We start from the raw sequence: 13238 nt of genomic DNA on the forward strand, positions 1-13238 counted from the left end.
AGACATACCGGGAGTTGCAAAAATGACCTTCGAGTGGTGGTTCGCCTACCTGCTGACATCCATTATCCTCAGCCTCTCACCGGGCTCCGGCGCGATCAACACCATGACCACCTCCATTAATCACGGCTATCGCGGCGCAGCGGCTTCCATTGCCGGCCTGCAGACCGGGCTGGGCATTCACATCGTGCTGGTGGGGGTTGGTCTGGGAACACTCTTCTCCCGTTCGCTACTGGCGTTTGAAGTGCTCAAGTGGGCGGGCGCCGCTTACCTGGTCTGGCTGGGGATCCAGCAGTGGCGGGCCGCGGGAGCTATCGACCTGAACGCGGTCGCCCGTACGCAGTCCCGTGGACGGCTCTATAAACGCGCCGTTTTTGTGAACCTGACCAACCCGAAAAGCATTGTGTTTCTCGCCGCCCTGTTTCCGCAGTTTATCGTGCCGCATCAGCCCCAGGTGATGCAGTATGTGATTCTCGGGACGACGACCATTGTGGTCGATATCATCGTGATGATTGGTTACGCGACGCTGGCGCAGCGGATTGCGGCGTGGATAAAAGGGCCTAAGCAGATGAAGGCCCTTAATAAAGTGTTTGGTTCGCTGTTTATGGCGGTGGGCGCGCTGCTGGCTTCAGCGCGACATGCTTAACGAGAGATAATCAGATGGATGCCAAAGCCGGCGAACAGCGCGCCGGCGATGCCGTCGATCCACTTCGCCAGTCGCTGATAGCCGCGACGCATCGTCGGCAGGGCAAACAGGCTGGCCACCAGGGTAAACCAGGCGAAAGTTTCCACGACGATCAGCACGAATATCCCCCAGCGCGCCCCCGCGCCGACGCTATCCCCGACAAACAGGGAAAAGACCGAGCCAAAATAGATAATCGCCTTCGGGTTCGCCAGGTTGGTGAGCAGCCCTTTCACAAAGCTGCGTCCACCCGTCGCCAGCTCCACGCGCGGCTCCTGCGCTGTACCTTTCTCTTTTTTCAGCGCGCCGCGCAGCATCTGGTAGCCCATCCAGCACAGGTAGAGCCCGCCGCCCACCATAATAATGTTATGCAGCCACGCCATTTTGGTGAGGATCAGGTTCAGACCCAGCAACGCGAGGGCAGCCCAGACCATAACGCCCATCGTAATACCGAGAACACCCATCATCGCCTCTTTACGGGAGCGGCTAATGGCGGTCTGCGATACGAAGAAAAAGTCGGGGCCAGGGCTCATCAGCGCCACGATGTGCACCAGCGCCACGGTGAGGAATAACATCAACATAATAGTCTCGCGGGGGAAAGTTCAGGGAGTCATCATCCTGCCACTTTTCAGGCTGGCTGACTACTCCTCATCATCGCCGTCGACATGGGTGCGAATAAGCGCCATAAACTCTTTCCCAAAGCGCTCCAGCTTGCGGGTGCCGACCCCGTTGACGCTGAGCATCTCCCCGGCGCTGAGCGGCATCTGCTCCGCCATTTCAATTAGCGTGGCGTCGTTAAAGACCACATAAGGCGGGATATTCTCTTCATCAGCGATAGCCTTACGCAGCTTACGCAGTTTGGCGAACAGTTTGCGATCGTAATTACCGCCGTAGGATTTCTGCATCACGCGCGGCTTAAGCGCCACCACGCGCGGTACGGCCAGTTGCAGGGCGATCTCGCCGCGCAGCACCGGACGCGCGGCGTCGGTCAGCTGCAGGGCGGAGTGCTGGGCGATATTCTGGGTGGCCAGTCCCAGGTGAATCAGCTGGCGAATGACGCTGACCCAGTGTTCATGGCTTTTATCGCGCCCCATGCCATAGACCTTGAGTTTGTCATGGCCCAGCTCGCGGATACGCTGGTTGTTTGCCCCGCGAATCACCTCCACCACATAGCCCATCCCAAAGCGCTGGTTAACGCGGCCAATGGTGGAAAGCGCCACCTGCGCATCGTTCAGGCCATCGTACTGCTTCGGCGGATCGAGACAGATATCGCAGTTGCCGCACGGCGCCTGGCGCCCTTCGCCAAAGTAGTTGAGCAGCACCAGACGGCGGCAGGTCTGCGCTTCGGCAAACGCGCCCATCGCGTTGAGCTTGTGACGTTCAATATCCTGGAGCTGGCCGGGCTGTTTCTCCTCCAGGCAGCGGCGCAGCCAGGCCATATCCGCCGGATCGTAAAAGAGCATCGCCTCGGCGGGCAGACCATCGCGTCCGGCGCGTCCCGTCTCCTGGTAGTAGGATTCGATATTACGCGGAATATCGAAATGGACCACAAAGCGCACGTTCGGTTTGTTGATCCCCATACCAAACGCCACCGTCGCCACGACAATTTGCAGATCATCACGCTGGAATTTTTCCTGCACGTCGGCGCGAATGTGATTTTCTAGCCCGGCATGGTAGGCCGCTGCGCTAAAGCCGCGGCTCTGCAGGCGCGCGGCGGTATCCTCGACCTTCGCGCGGCTGTTGCAGTAGATGATGCCCGATTTGCCGCGCTGCTCCTGCACGTAGCGCAAAAGCTGATCCAGCGGCTTAAATTTCTCCATCAGCGTGTAGCGGATGTTGGGGCGGTCAAAACTGCTGACCTGAATCAGCGGATCGTTTAGCCCGAGCAGGCGAACAATATCCTGCCGCGTGGTGTCATCCGCCGTGGCGGTGAGCGCCATAAAAGGCACCGCCGGAAAACGCTGGCGAAGCTGGCCCAGCGCGGCGTATTCAGGACGGAAGTCATGTCCCCACTGTGAGATACAGTGCGCTTCATCCACCGCCAGCAGCACCGGATTCCAGTGGGCGAGATGCTCGAGAAAGTTGTCCAGCATCAGGCGTTCGGGGGCGATATAGAGCAGGCGAATCTGCCCGGTACGGCAGCCTGCCATGATCTCAAGCTGCTGTTCACGGGTCTGGGTGGAGTTGAGACAGGCGGCCGCCACGCCGTTAGCCAGCAGCTGATCCACCTGATCTTTCATGAGCGAGATAAGCGGCGATACCACGACCGTCAGGCCATTTAACACCAGCGCCGGCACCTGGTAACAGAGCGATTTACCCCCGCCGGTGGGCATAACCACCAGGCAGTCGCGCCCTTCCAGCACGGTTTCAATGATGGTTTCCTGGCCGGGGCGGAACTGCTGGTAGCCGAAGGTTTCATGCAAAACCTGTTTAGCCAGCGACTCCTGATTCAAAACTTCCGCCTGCGCCACATTAACCCCATCTACTAAAAATCAAACAGGCGCTATTTTCAGCGCCTGAGAGATAAACTTCAACGTTTAACGTAAAAACATTCGATGTGGTTAGAAAAGATCGTTCAGCATCACACCCACGCCGACACGGGTCTGGTTGAAGTTGTAATCGATAAGCGACTCGCCATAGCCGCTGTAGACCTGGGTATACAAACGGACATGTTTCGTTATCGGATAGCTTAAGCCAAGCTCCGCCCCGCCGTAGCCGGTATTCCAGTTGTACTGGCCTTTGGCGCTCAGAATCGCATCGCCAAGCTGATAGCCAATCTTCAGCTGGTAGTAACCCATATATTTGGTGATATCCGGGTTATCGTCGGTGCTGCCCACTACGTACCAGGGTTTAACCTCCACCAGCCAGTTGCCATTTTCCGCCATCAGACGGGTATAGACGCGGTTCCAGCTACGCGACGTCGGGTCGGAGCGCCCGTTTGAGTCGTGGTTGTAGCCCACCTCCACATCGCGCAGCGTCCAGCCGGCAAACTCGTAATCGGTAGCAAAGCCGAGGAACAGCTGCGGCTCATAGTTAGTTTCACGGAACGGCGCCGATTCGCCGCTGTTGGAGAGCTGCCACCAGGATTTTTGCGTATAGGAGGCACCGAGCACCGAGTTCGGCCCCAGGATGCCGCGCCAGAACGGGAAGGCCAGGCTGAGCTGGAATTTCACCTCATCCTTACGCGCATTATCCGACCAGCTATAGGAGCTGATGGCCTCTTTATTGAGATCGCTGGTATCGGTGTAGATGACATAGTTTGTATCGTAGGGATAGAGCGTGAACGGATTGTCATGCTCCTGAAGAAGGTTAGCAATAACGCTGCCGCGTACGGCCGGTTTGTCATGTACCTCTTTAACTGTCGCTTCCTGCGCATAAGCTGTGAAGGGCAGCGCAACCGCTGCCAGTAACCAACCCAGATACGTCCGCATCGCTGGTGTTCTCCTGCAAAAAATAGAATATGTGAATAGTTATGTCTCGCTCATTCTACCTGTTTCCATCCGAACGTCGCCTCATGATTTCTTAAAGTGGAAATCCTTTCTTGCGAAGCATAAAATCAACATTTTATTAACATAAGGATGTTGTACCTCATGTCTGCAACGCTAACCGCCGAAGAAGCATTAAAACTCGTTGGCGAAATTTTTGTTTATCACATGCCTTTCAACCGCGCCCTGGGGCTGGAGCTGGAGCGTTATGAGAAAGCGTTCGCCCAGCTGAGCTTCAATAACCAGCCGATGATGGTGGGGAACTGGGCGCAGAGCATTCTGCACGGCGGCGTTATCGCCTCGGCGCTGGATGTCGCGGCAGGCCTGGTCTGCGTCGGCAGCACGCTGACCCGCCATGACACCATCAACGAAGATGAGCTGCGCCAGCGCCTCTCGCGGATGGGCACCATCGATTTGCGCGTCGATTACCTGCGCCCCGGGCGGGGAAATCGCTTCACCGCAACCAGCAGCCTGCTGCGTGCGGGCAATAAAGTCGCCGTCGCCCGCGTGGAGCTGCATAACGAAGAACAGCTCTACATCGCCAGCGCAACGGCCACTTATATGGTGGGTTAAGCGGCTGAAATCGGGTAAAGTTAATTTACTTTTTTGTAACGGATTTTCCTGATGGATGCTAAGCAGACGCGGCAGGGCGTTTTACTCGCCCTTGCCGCCTATTTTATTTGGGGCGTGGCCCCCGCCTATTTCAAACTGATTCACTTTGTACCGGCGGATGAGATCCTGACGCACCGCGTCATCTGGTCGTTCTTTTTTATGGTGGCGCTCATCAGTATCAGCCGCCAGTGGTCAGGCATCAAAACGCTGCTACAGACGCCGAAAAAAATCTTCCTTCTGGCGCTCTCTGCCGTACTGGTTGGCGGTAACTGGCTGCTCTTTATCTGGGCGGTCAATAACCACCATATGCTGGAGGCCAGCCTCGGTTACTTTATCAACCCGCTGGTCAACATTCTGCTGGGGATGATCTTTCTCGGCGAACGGTTTCGCCGCCTGCAGTGGGTGGCAGTCGCGTTGGCCTTCTGTGGCGTGCTGGTTCAGCTCTGGACCTTCGGATCGCTGCCGGTTATCGCCCTCGGGCTGGCGTTCAGCTTTGCGTTCTATGGTCTGGTGCGGAAAAAAATCGCCGTGGAGGCACAGACCGGCATGCTGGTGGAGACGCTCTGGCTCCTTCCGGTGGCGGCCTTCTATCTGTTTGGTATTGCCGACAGCCCGACCAGCCATATGGGCGAGAACCCGTGGTCGCTTAATCTGCTGCTGATGGCGGCGGGCGTGGTAACAACTATCCCGCTGCTCTGCTTTACCGGCGCGGCGACGCGCCTGCGTCTCTCCACGCTGGGCTTTTTTCAGTACATCGGCCCGACGCTGATGTTTCTGCTGGCGGTGGTCTTTTATGACGAGCATCCGGGCGCGGATAAGATGGTCACCTTCGCCTTTATCTGGGTGGCGCTGGCGATTTTTGTGATGGATGCGATTTATACCCAACGCAGGACGCGTAAAGGGTTGTAGTGCCTTTTTGCCGGATGGCGGCTACGCCGTATCCGGCCTACGGGATCACGGGCCCGGTAAGCGTAGCGCCACCGGGCGGGATATCAAAGCCAGTTCTTCCGCTTGAAGTACAGATACGGCGCCAGCCCGGCCAGGATCATAAAGATAATCGCGCCAGGGTAGCCAAAGCTCCACTTCAGCTCCGGCATAAACTCAAAGTTCATCCCGTAGCTGGAAGCCACTAATGTCGGCGGCAGGAACACCACGGAGACCACCGAGAAGATCTTGATGATGCGGTTCTGCTCGATGTTGATGAAGCCCATCGCCGCCTGCATCAGGAAGTTCACCTTCTGGAACAGGGATTCGTTGTGCGGCAGCAGGGATTCGATATCGCGCAGGATCTCCCGCGCCTGCTCCAGCTGTCCGCCCGGCAGACGCGCCTTGCGCACCAGGAAGTTCAGCGCACGCTGTGTATCCATCAGGCACAAACGTACCTTCCAGCCGATATCTTCCAGTTCCGCCAGCGTGGAGAGCGCTTCGTCATACTCGTCGCCCTGGTGCCCTTCCATGATGACACGGCTCAGCTTTTCCAGGTCGCTGTAAATATTTTCAATCTCGTCCGCCAGCTGTTCAATTTTGGTCTCAAAGAGATCGAGCAGCAGTTCGTAGGCGTTGCCGTCGATCATCGCCTGGCTGCGGGCGCGCATGCGGTAGAGGCGAAACGCGGGCAGTTCGCGCTCGCGCAGGGTGAACAGGCGGCCATCGCGGATGGTAAACGCGACGGTGGAGTTACCGGCGTGATCTTCCGCATCTTCAAAGAAGAAGAAGGAGTGGATATGCAGCCCGTCCTCATCTTCAAAAAAACGTGCGGATGCTTCGATATCTTCCAGTTCCGGGCGGGTCGCCAGGCTTTGTCCGAGTTCAGATTGTACGCGGTGACGCTCGTCATCGTCTGGCTCGACCAGATCCACCCAGACGGCGTCAATGAGGGGCTGCGCCTCCTCGGCTTCAAGCCGGGTCAGACGATTATTTTCCAGTTGAAATGCGCTCAACATGACCGGGACTCCCAATGCAAAAAATATCGGACAGTTCGGTGGGCACACAGAAACAATATGGGTTTCAGACCATTAAACAGCCTGACTCAGCGCGACGGGAAGCATTGTCGCTGACAACCACTAAGGCCATCAGCAAAGAGGAGATAGCCTTAGGAGTTGTTCCTGGATGACAGGGAAATGAGCCAGTATCTACTGGGTGTGTCCAAGGCGAATGTCCTCTTAGCGTAATCGTGCGCGCATGTTACGCCAGCAATAACTGCGGCGTCAACACGCAACGGAACGCTGAAGGGCATTAATTGACCTTCAACGTATAAGGCTAGCAGATAATTGCAAAATAGTGATATTTTTCTGAAAGTTACACTGTTTCCAGCTTCGCGTAAGCCGCCACCAGCCATTTAATCCCCTGCCCCTGAAACGCCACCTGCAAACGGCTATGCTCGCCGCTGCCTTCCAGGTTAACGATGGTACCCTCGCCGAATTTGGCATGGCGTACCCGCTGGCCGAGCTTATAGCCGGTATCGTTTTCAGAGATCGGGGCGCCCATGCGCTGATGGCTGACCGGGCGGCTGACGCTGGCACGCAGGCGAACCTCCTCAATGCACGTCTCCGGCAGCTCGCCGATAAAGCGCGACGGACGGTGATAAACCTCTTTGCCGTAGAGGCGGCGGGTTTCTGCGTAAGTTAAGGTCAGCTTCTGCATGGCGCGCGTAACGCCCACGTAGGCGAGACGGCGCTCCTCTTCCAGACGGCCGCCCTCGTCGAGCGACATCTGACTCGGGAACATCCCCTCTTCCATCCCGACGATAAAGACCTGCGGGAATTCCAGCCCTTTCGCCGAGTGGAGGGTCATCAGCTGCACCGCATCCTGCCAGGTATCCGCCTGCCCTTCGCCCGCCTCCAGCGCGGCGTGAGAGAGAAACGCCTGCAGCGGCATCAGATCTTCATCTTCTTCGTTGTAGCTGAACTGGCGCGTGGCCGTCACCAGCTCCTCTAAGTTTTCGATACGCGTCTGGCCCTTCTCACCTTTCTCCTGCTCGTACATCATCCACAGGCCGGAATCTTTGATCACCCGGTCGGTCTGGACGTGCAGCGGCATATCGGCGGTCTCCTGCGCCAGCGCATCGACAAGTTCAATGAAACGTTGCAGCGCGCTGGCGGCGCGCCCGGCCAGCGCCTTCTCCTGCAACAGCGCGCGGCTGGCCTGCCAGAGCGTAAGCTGACGGTCACGCGACGCCTGACGTACCACGTCCAGGGTGCGATCGCCGATGCCGCGCGTCGGCGTATTCACCACGCGTTCGAACGCCGCGTCGTCGTTACGGTTGGCAATCAGGCGCAGATAGGAGAGCGCATCTTTTATTTCCTGACGTTCGAAGAAGCGCATACCGCCGTAGATGCGGTAGGGCATGCTCGCCTGCAGCAGCGCCTCTTCCAGCACACGCGACTGGGCGTTGCTGCGGTAGAGGATCGCGCAGTGTTCCAGCGCGCCGCCGTTCTCCTGCCAGGTTTTGATGCGGTTAACTACAAAGCGCGCTTCGTCGAGTTCGTTGAAAGCGCAGTAGAGGGAGATCGGCTCGCCGTCGACGCCGTCGGTCCACAGTTTTTTACCCAACCGCCCGTTATTGTGTTCAATCAGGGCGTTAGCCGCGCTCAGAATGTTGCTGGTGGAGCGGTAATTCTGCTCCAGGCGGATGGTTTGCGCGCCGGGGAAATCGTTAAGGAAGCGCTGGATATTCTCCACCTGCGCGCCGCGCCAGCCGTAGATGGACTGGTCGTCATCGCCTACGATCATCACCTTGCCGGTATCGCCCGCCAGCAGGCGGATCCACGCGTACTGAATGTTGTTGGTATCCTGAAATTCGTCCACCAGGATATTGGTGAAGCGCTCGCGGTAGTGCTGCAAAATGTGCGGCTTGTTGAGCCACAGCTCATGGGCGCGCAGCAGCAGTTCGGCAAAGTCCACCAGACCGGCGCGATCGCACGCCTCCTGATAGGCCTGATAGACTTTCTGCCAGGTCTGTTCCACGGGGTTGCCGAAGCTCTGGATATGGTGCGGACGAATCCCCTCGTCCTTCTGGCCGTTGATATACCACATCGCCTGACGCGGCGGCCATTGCTTCTCGTCGAGGTTCATCGCCTTGATTAGGCGCTTCAGCAGGCGCAGCTGATCTTCGCTGTCGAGGATCTGGAAATCCTGCGGCAGGTTAGCGTCCATGTGATGCGCGCGCAGCAGGCGGTGCGCCAGACCGTGGAAGGTACCAACCCACATGCCGCCCTGGCTGGTGCCCATCAGCTGCGTGATACGGTGGCGCATCTCCGCCGCCGCTTTGTTGGTAAAGGTCACCGCCATGATGGAGTACGGCGAGCAGTTCTCCACGCTTTGCAGCCAGGCGATACGGTGCACCAGCACGCGCGTCTTACCACTGCCCGCCCCAGCCAGAATCAGCAGATTGGTGCGCGCGGCGGCAACCGCTTCGCGCTGTTTGTCATTGAGGCTGTCGAGCAGGTAAGAAACGTCCATTGGCACCGTCACATAGTCTTCAGAAACAGGCAAAACGCCGGATGGCGCTTCGCTTACCGGGGCGGTAACTGCAAAACCCTGGTAATTTATACAATATTGCTGGTGATTATATCAGCGAGGTCAGAGATGCCAACCGCGAAATTTCAACGTGCGGCAGCAGGCGGCTGTCGAGGGTTTGCATCAGGTCGGCGCTGGCCGGTTTGATCCAGCAGGCCTGCATGCCGCAGCGGATAGCCCCCGCCACGTCGGTTGTCAGGTCATCTCCCACATGCAGGATCTCCCCTGTCGGCAGGTTAAGTTTTTCCGCCGCCAGATGGTACATATCGTTAAACGGCTTGGAGCGACCGTGGGGGCCGGCGCGCAGCACAAACTGAAAATAGTCTCCTAAACCAAACAGTTCCGGCTGAGCGTTGCCGTTGGTGATCGCCACCAGCGGCCATTTTTCGGCAAGCTTCGCCAGCGTCTCATGGGTCTCCTGAGGTACGTCGATGCGGCTGCGCCATTTGGCGAAGTTTTCCATCGCCGCCGCCGCGCCGATAGCCGCCTCTTCCGCGCTTAATCCCGCATCCCGCATCGCCTGCTCTATCGCCCGGCGCCGCCACTCGGTCACGTCATGGTAAATCTCCGGCTCCGATGCCCGCAGCGCCTGGCGCAGCTTCTGAAAGTCGGCGGTCTGTAGCGCGCTCAGGGAAGGGTGGTAGTTCTGCACAAACGCCAGCGACTCCTGCTCGGTGCGCAGGATCACCGGACGGTTATCATACAGGGTGTCATCAAGATCAAACGTCAGGGCGGAGATCGCCCCCAGTGGACGGTAAAAACGCATTATTTCCCCCGTTTGGCGCGCGGGTGCGCCGAGTCATACACCGAGGCCAGGTGTTGAAAGTCTAAATGGGTATAGATTTGGGTGGTGGAGAGGTTGGCGTGACCGAGGAGTTCCTGCACACCGCGCAGATCGCCGCTCGATTCCAGCATGTGCGTGGCAAAGGAGTGGCGCAGCTTGTGCGGGTGCACGTGGCTGTTAAGCCCCTGCTTAATGCCCCACTCGGCAAAACGTTTCTGCACGTTACGCGCGGAGATCCGCTTGCCGAGCTTCGACAGGAAGAGCGCCTCTTCTTCAGCGCTAAACAGTCCGCGCAGGTCGAGCCAGTGTTCAATCCACACCACCGCGTTACGGCCGATAGGCAGGCGCCGCTCTTTGCTGCCCTTGCCCATTACCCATACTTCGCCGGTATCAAGATCGAGATGCTTCAGGTCGAGATTCACCAGTTCGGAGAGACGCAGCCCCGCGCCGTACATCACCTCCAGCATCGCCCGATCGCGCACGGCCAGTGGATCGTTAAGATCGATATCCAGCAGGCGGTTAACATCGTCGACATCAATATTTTTCGGCAGATGACGCGGTGCTTTCGGCGTCGCGATGCCTTTTGCCGGGTTCGCCTTCAGCTCGCCCTGACTCACCAGCCAGTCGAAGAAGCTGCGCAGCGCGGAGAGCCTGAGCGCCAGGCTCGCCGGGCCAAGCCCCTTGCGACGGCTACGTACCACGATACCGCGCACGGCGGCGGCATCACACTGCTGCCAGCTTTTCAGCCCCGTCTCTTCCACAATCTCCATGATGGCGTCGAGCTGGCGCTGGTAGTTGAGCAGCGTGATCGGGCTAAGCTGGCGCTCCACGCCGAGATAGCGCAGAAATCGCGTAACAAGCGTGGCGAGCGGCGCGGCGGTCATACGCGCTCCACCCACCGTTCAAGCAGTTCCGGCAGCATCCGCGCGATTTCCTCTAACAGCTGCGTTCCCTGCCCACGCTCATAGTGATGGGCGTCGCGGCTGGTAAAAAGGATAACGCCCAGATCGCCTTCGCGTCCCATCAGCGACATCGCCACCGAGCCGATCGCCTTCGCGTCGGGCAGCACCACCAGTAGTTCAGGCCCGTTCAGCGGCCCGAGATAATGGCGCGTCTGGCCCAGACGCTGGATGCGCAGCGGCTCAAACGCCTGGCGGCTGAGCGCCAGATGGGTAAAACGGGAAGGTGCTCCGATGCGCCAGCGATCGGGGAAAAGCCGCAGGGTGGCCCCCGCCAGCCCCAGATCCCGCGCCCAGCGGTTCAGCCGGTTGAGAAACTCCTCCAGACTCGGGGCCGAGGCCAGACGCGCCTGCAGACGCAGCAGGCGATAGAAGAGGCTTTCGTTGCTGCTGGCCTGTTCCATCAGCAGCGACATATCCTCTTCAAGCTGGCTTATCTGATTACGCGCCCGCGCCATATGCCACTCTACCAGCGACACGCTCTCCCTTACCGGATGCGGCACGCGCATCTGTTCGACCACGCGGGCGTTGCGGATAAAAAAGTCGGGATTCTTCAGCAGATAATCAACGACGGCCCGATCGTCCAGTTCCGTCCCTGCTAACAGCTCTTCTTCCCCTGGTTGCTTCATAGATGAATAAACCCGTCATAAACATGTGCCGCCGGGCCGGTCATAAACAGTGGCTGTCCCGGACCTTTCCAGGCGATATCAAGCCGGCCGCCTGGAAGCTCCACGCGCACCTCTTCCGCCAGTAAGCCTTGCGAAATGCCCACCGCGACGGCGGCGCACGCGCCGCTGCCACAGGCCTGCGTCTCACCCGCGCCACGCTCGTAGACGCGCAGGCGAATATGATCGCGCTTCACCACCTGCATAAAGCCGATATTGGCACGTTCAGGAAAGCGCTCATGGCTCTCCAGCACCGGCCCCAGCGTCTCTACCGCGGCGGTTTCAACATCCTCCACCTGAATTACACAGTGGGGATTGCCCATTGAGACGACGCCGCACAAGACTGTCTGCTCCGCCGCGCGCATGATATAGGTCTTTTCCGCTTTGTTGGCGCGAAACGGCACCTGAGAGGGCTCGAAATTGGGCTCGCCCATATTCACGCGAACCAGTTCATCCTCGTTCACGGTGAGCACCATGCGTCCATTAGCCGTACTGACGCGAATGTCGCGCTTGTTGGTTAACCCTTTGAGCCGCACAAAGCGGGCGAAGCAGCGGGCGCCGTTACCGCACTGCGAGACTTCGCTGCCGTCGGCGTTGAAAATGCGGTAGTGAAAATCGAGATCGGGATCGTAGGGCGGCTCGACCACCAGCAGCTGGTCAAAGCCGACCCCCAGGTGCCTGTCCGCCAGGCGACGGATCAGCTCCGGCGAAAAGAAGACATTCTGCGTTACCGCGTCGACGACCATAAAATCGTTGCCAAGGCCATGCATTTTAGAGAACTGCATTATCTACTCCAGTACGCGGTTCAGACAGTGTCGATCAGAAATTCACCTGGCTTGGGCCACCATCGTTGCCACGATCGTTGGTGACGGGCGTTGTGGACTCAATGCCGGTATCCACCGGTTTGGTTGGCGGCGGCGCGCTTTTATCCTCAGGCGGAAAGTAGAGCGGCCCTTTCAGTCCACAGCCCGTAAGGCTGAACAGCGTCACGAGAACAGCAAGCGTTCGAAAAACGTTTTTCATTATTTGGTTGCCCGTCGATTCAAATCTTTTTTCTATCATCGCAGGAGAAGACACAAAAGCAAGAGTTTGCCGCTTTCCTGCAATGGGAATTATTTAGCGTTATACTGCCGCCATCACGAAAAACAGGAATACCATCATGAACGACAGTGAATTTCATCGCATTGCCGACACCCTCTGGCAGACCATCGAAGAACGTCTGGACGACCGTGACGGCGACAGCGATATCGATTGTGAAATCAACGGCGGCGTGCTGACCTTAAGCTTCGAGAACGGCAGCAAAATTATTATTAACCGCCAGGAGCCGCTGCATCAGGTGTGGCTGGCGACCCGACAGGGCGGCTACCATTTCGACCTGAAAGGCGACGAATGGATTTGCGATCGCAGCGGAGAGAACTTCTGGGATCTGCTGGAACAGGCGGCGACCGCGCAGGCGGGCGAAGAGGTGAGTTTCCGCTAGGATCTTTTGCCGGATGGCGCTGCGCTTATCCGGCCTACGGTTCGAGCTGCGACAGG

The 13238-nt window shown here is 58.3% G+C and carries 15 protein-coding genes; 4 read left to right on the top strand and 11 right to left on the bottom strand.

Translation table 11 applies throughout. The features are described 5' to 3' along the window. Positions 1-22: 22 nt before the first annotated feature. The gene (gene rhtB / locus BN3796_RS00665; protein ID WP_061706549.1) at positions 23-643 is read left to right on the top strand and encodes a homoserine/homoserine lactone efflux protein; all 621 of its coding nucleotides are present in this window, start codon (positions 23-25) and stop codon (positions 641-643) included. On the opposite strand, the gene rhtC is transcribed toward rhtB, so the two are convergent. The 3 genes from rhtC to pldA form a co-directional block, all read right to left on the bottom strand. Continuing rightward, positions 640-1260 carry a threonine export protein RhtC gene (gene rhtC / locus BN3796_RS00670; RefSeq protein WP_061706550.1) on the bottom strand — a complete coding sequence of 207 codons (621 nt, stop codon included), beginning with the start codon at positions 1258-1260 and terminating at the stop codon, positions 640-642. The two genes, rhtB and rhtC, sit on opposite strands and share 4 nt — an antisense overlap. Positions 1261-1320: 60 nt before the next feature. After that, a complete protein-coding gene (gene recQ / locus BN3796_RS00675) occupies positions 1321-3150 on the bottom strand; it encodes an ATP-dependent DNA helicase RecQ (protein ID WP_061706551.1) in 1830 nt (609 codons plus the stop codon). A gap of 90 nt (positions 3151-3240) precedes the next feature. Then, complete coding sequence (gene pldA, locus BN3796_RS00680; protein ID WP_061706552.1) at positions 3241-4110, bottom strand: phospholipase A; 870 nt, start codon at positions 4108-4110, stop codon at positions 3241-3243. Positions 4111-4269: 159 nt separating this feature from the next. Between pldA and yigI the strand changes: the two genes are divergently transcribed. Further along, complete coding sequence (gene yigI / locus BN3796_RS00685) at positions 4270-4737, top strand: acyl-CoA thioesterase YigI (RefSeq protein ID WP_061706553.1); 468 nt, start codon at positions 4270-4272, stop codon at positions 4735-4737. Between the two features lie 51 nt (positions 4738-4788). Continuing rightward, positions 4789-5685: an EamA family transporter RarD gene (rarD, locus tag BN3796_RS00690; RefSeq protein ID WP_061706554.1), complete on the top strand. Its 897-nt coding sequence runs from the start codon at positions 4789-4791 to the stop codon at positions 5683-5685. An 83-nt stretch (positions 5686-5768) separates the two neighbouring features. Here the strand turns inward: rarD and corA are convergent, their stop codons facing one another. From corA to lptM, 8 genes are all read right to left on the bottom strand, one after another. Further along, a complete protein-coding gene (gene corA, locus BN3796_RS00695; protein ID WP_061706555.1) occupies positions 5769-6719 on the bottom strand; it encodes a magnesium/cobalt transporter CorA in 951 nt (316 codons plus the stop codon). 149 nt (positions 6720-6868) lie between these two features. Continuing rightward, positions 6869-6925 (bottom strand): YsgD/CorL family protein, encoded by a 57-nt coding sequence (gene ysgD, locus BN3796_RS20915; protein WP_217480774.1) that lies wholly within the window; start codon positions 6923-6925, stop codon positions 6869-6871. Positions 6926-7074: 149 nt separating this feature from the next. Beyond that, positions 7075-9237 (bottom strand): DNA helicase II, encoded by a 2163-nt coding sequence (uvrD, locus tag BN3796_RS00700; protein WP_061706556.1) that lies wholly within the window; start codon positions 9235-9237, stop codon positions 7075-7077. A gap of 106 nt (positions 9238-9343) precedes the next feature. Beyond that, positions 9344-10060, bottom strand: coding sequence for a 5-amino-6-(5-phospho-D-ribitylamino)uracil phosphatase YigB (gene yigB / locus BN3796_RS00705; RefSeq protein ID WP_061706557.1), 717 nt, complete (start codon positions 10058-10060; stop codon positions 9344-9346). After that, positions 10060-10962: a tyrosine recombinase XerC gene (gene xerC / locus BN3796_RS00710; RefSeq protein ID WP_061706558.1), complete on the bottom strand. Its 903-nt coding sequence runs from the start codon at positions 10960-10962 to the stop codon at positions 10060-10062. Before xerC ends, yigB begins: the two co-directional genes overlap by 1 nt. Then, the gene (locus BN3796_RS00715) at positions 10959-11666 is read right to left on the bottom strand and encodes a DUF484 domain-containing protein (RefSeq protein WP_061706559.1); all 708 of its coding nucleotides are present in this window, start codon (positions 11664-11666) and stop codon (positions 10959-10961) included. The genes xerC and BN3796_RS00715 overlap by 4 nt, the downstream gene beginning before the upstream one ends. Further along, on the bottom strand, positions 11663-12487 hold the full coding sequence (gene dapF, locus BN3796_RS00720) for a diaminopimelate epimerase (protein ID WP_061706560.1): 825 nt from the start codon (positions 12485-12487) through the stop codon (positions 11663-11665). Before dapF ends, BN3796_RS00715 begins: the two co-directional genes overlap by 4 nt. Before the next feature lie 34 nt (positions 12488-12521). Next, positions 12522-12725 (bottom strand): LPS translocon maturation chaperone LptM, encoded by a 204-nt coding sequence (gene lptM / locus BN3796_RS00725; RefSeq protein WP_061706561.1) that lies wholly within the window; start codon positions 12723-12725, stop codon positions 12522-12524. Positions 12726-12861: 136 nt separating this feature from the next. On the opposite strand from lptM, the gene cyaY reads away from it, so the two are divergent. Next, the gene (gene cyaY, locus BN3796_RS00730; protein WP_061706562.1) at positions 12862-13182 is read left to right on the top strand and encodes an iron donor protein CyaY; all 321 of its coding nucleotides are present in this window, start codon (positions 12862-12864) and stop codon (positions 13180-13182) included. Positions 13183-13238: the final 56 nt, after the last annotated feature.

The organism is Pseudenterobacter timonensis (assembly GCF_900021175.1).
GTDB lineage: Bacteria > Pseudomonadota > Gammaproteobacteria > Enterobacterales > Enterobacteriaceae > Enterobacter > Enterobacter timonensis.

What these genes read in the sequence shown, in the direction of transcription:
- rhtB (WP_061706549.1), top strand. Translation starts at nt 23, where the DNA reads ATGACCTTCGAGTGGTGGTTCGCCTACCTGCTGACATCCATTATCCTC.
- rhtC (WP_061706550.1), bottom strand. Translation starts at nt 1,260, where the DNA reads ATGTTGATGTTATTCCTCACCGTGGCGCTGGTGCACATCGTGGCGCTG.
- pldA (WP_061706552.1), bottom strand. Translation starts at nt 4,110, where the DNA reads ATGCGGACGTATCTGGGTTGGTTACTGGCAGCGGTTGCGCTGCCCTTC.
- yigI (WP_061706553.1), top strand. Translation starts at nt 4,270, where the DNA reads ATGTCTGCAACGCTAACCGCCGAAGAAGCATTAAAACTCGTTGGCGAA.
- rarD (WP_061706554.1), top strand. Translation starts at nt 4,789, where the DNA reads ATGGATGCTAAGCAGACGCGGCAGGGCGTTTTACTCGCCCTTGCCGCC.
- corA (WP_061706555.1), bottom strand. Translation starts at nt 6,719, where the DNA reads ATGTTGAGCGCATTTCAACTGGAAAATAATCGTCTGACCCGGCTTGAA.
- uvrD (WP_061706556.1), bottom strand. Translation starts at nt 9,237, where the DNA reads ATGGACGTTTCTTACCTGCTCGACAGCCTCAATGACAAACAGCGCGAA.
- yigB (WP_061706557.1), bottom strand. Translation starts at nt 10,060, where the DNA reads ATGCGTTTTTACCGTCCACTGGGGGCGATCTCCGCCCTGACGTTTGAT.
- xerC (WP_061706558.1), bottom strand. Translation starts at nt 10,962, where the DNA reads ATGACCGCCGCGCCGCTCGCCACGCTTGTTACGCGATTTCTGCGCTAT.
- BN3796_RS00715 (WP_061706559.1), bottom strand. Translation starts at nt 11,666, where the DNA reads ATGAAGCAACCAGGGGAAGAAGAGCTGTTAGCAGGGACGGAACTGGAC.
- dapF (WP_061706560.1), bottom strand. Translation starts at nt 12,487, where the DNA reads ATGCAGTTCTCTAAAATGCATGGCCTTGGCAACGATTTTATGGTCGTC.
- lptM (WP_061706561.1), bottom strand. Translation starts at nt 12,725, where the DNA reads ATGAAAAACGTTTTTCGAACGCTTGCTGTTCTCGTGACGCTGTTCAGC.
- cyaY (WP_061706562.1), top strand. Translation starts at nt 12,862, where the DNA reads ATGAACGACAGTGAATTTCATCGCATTGCCGACACCCTCTGGCAGACC.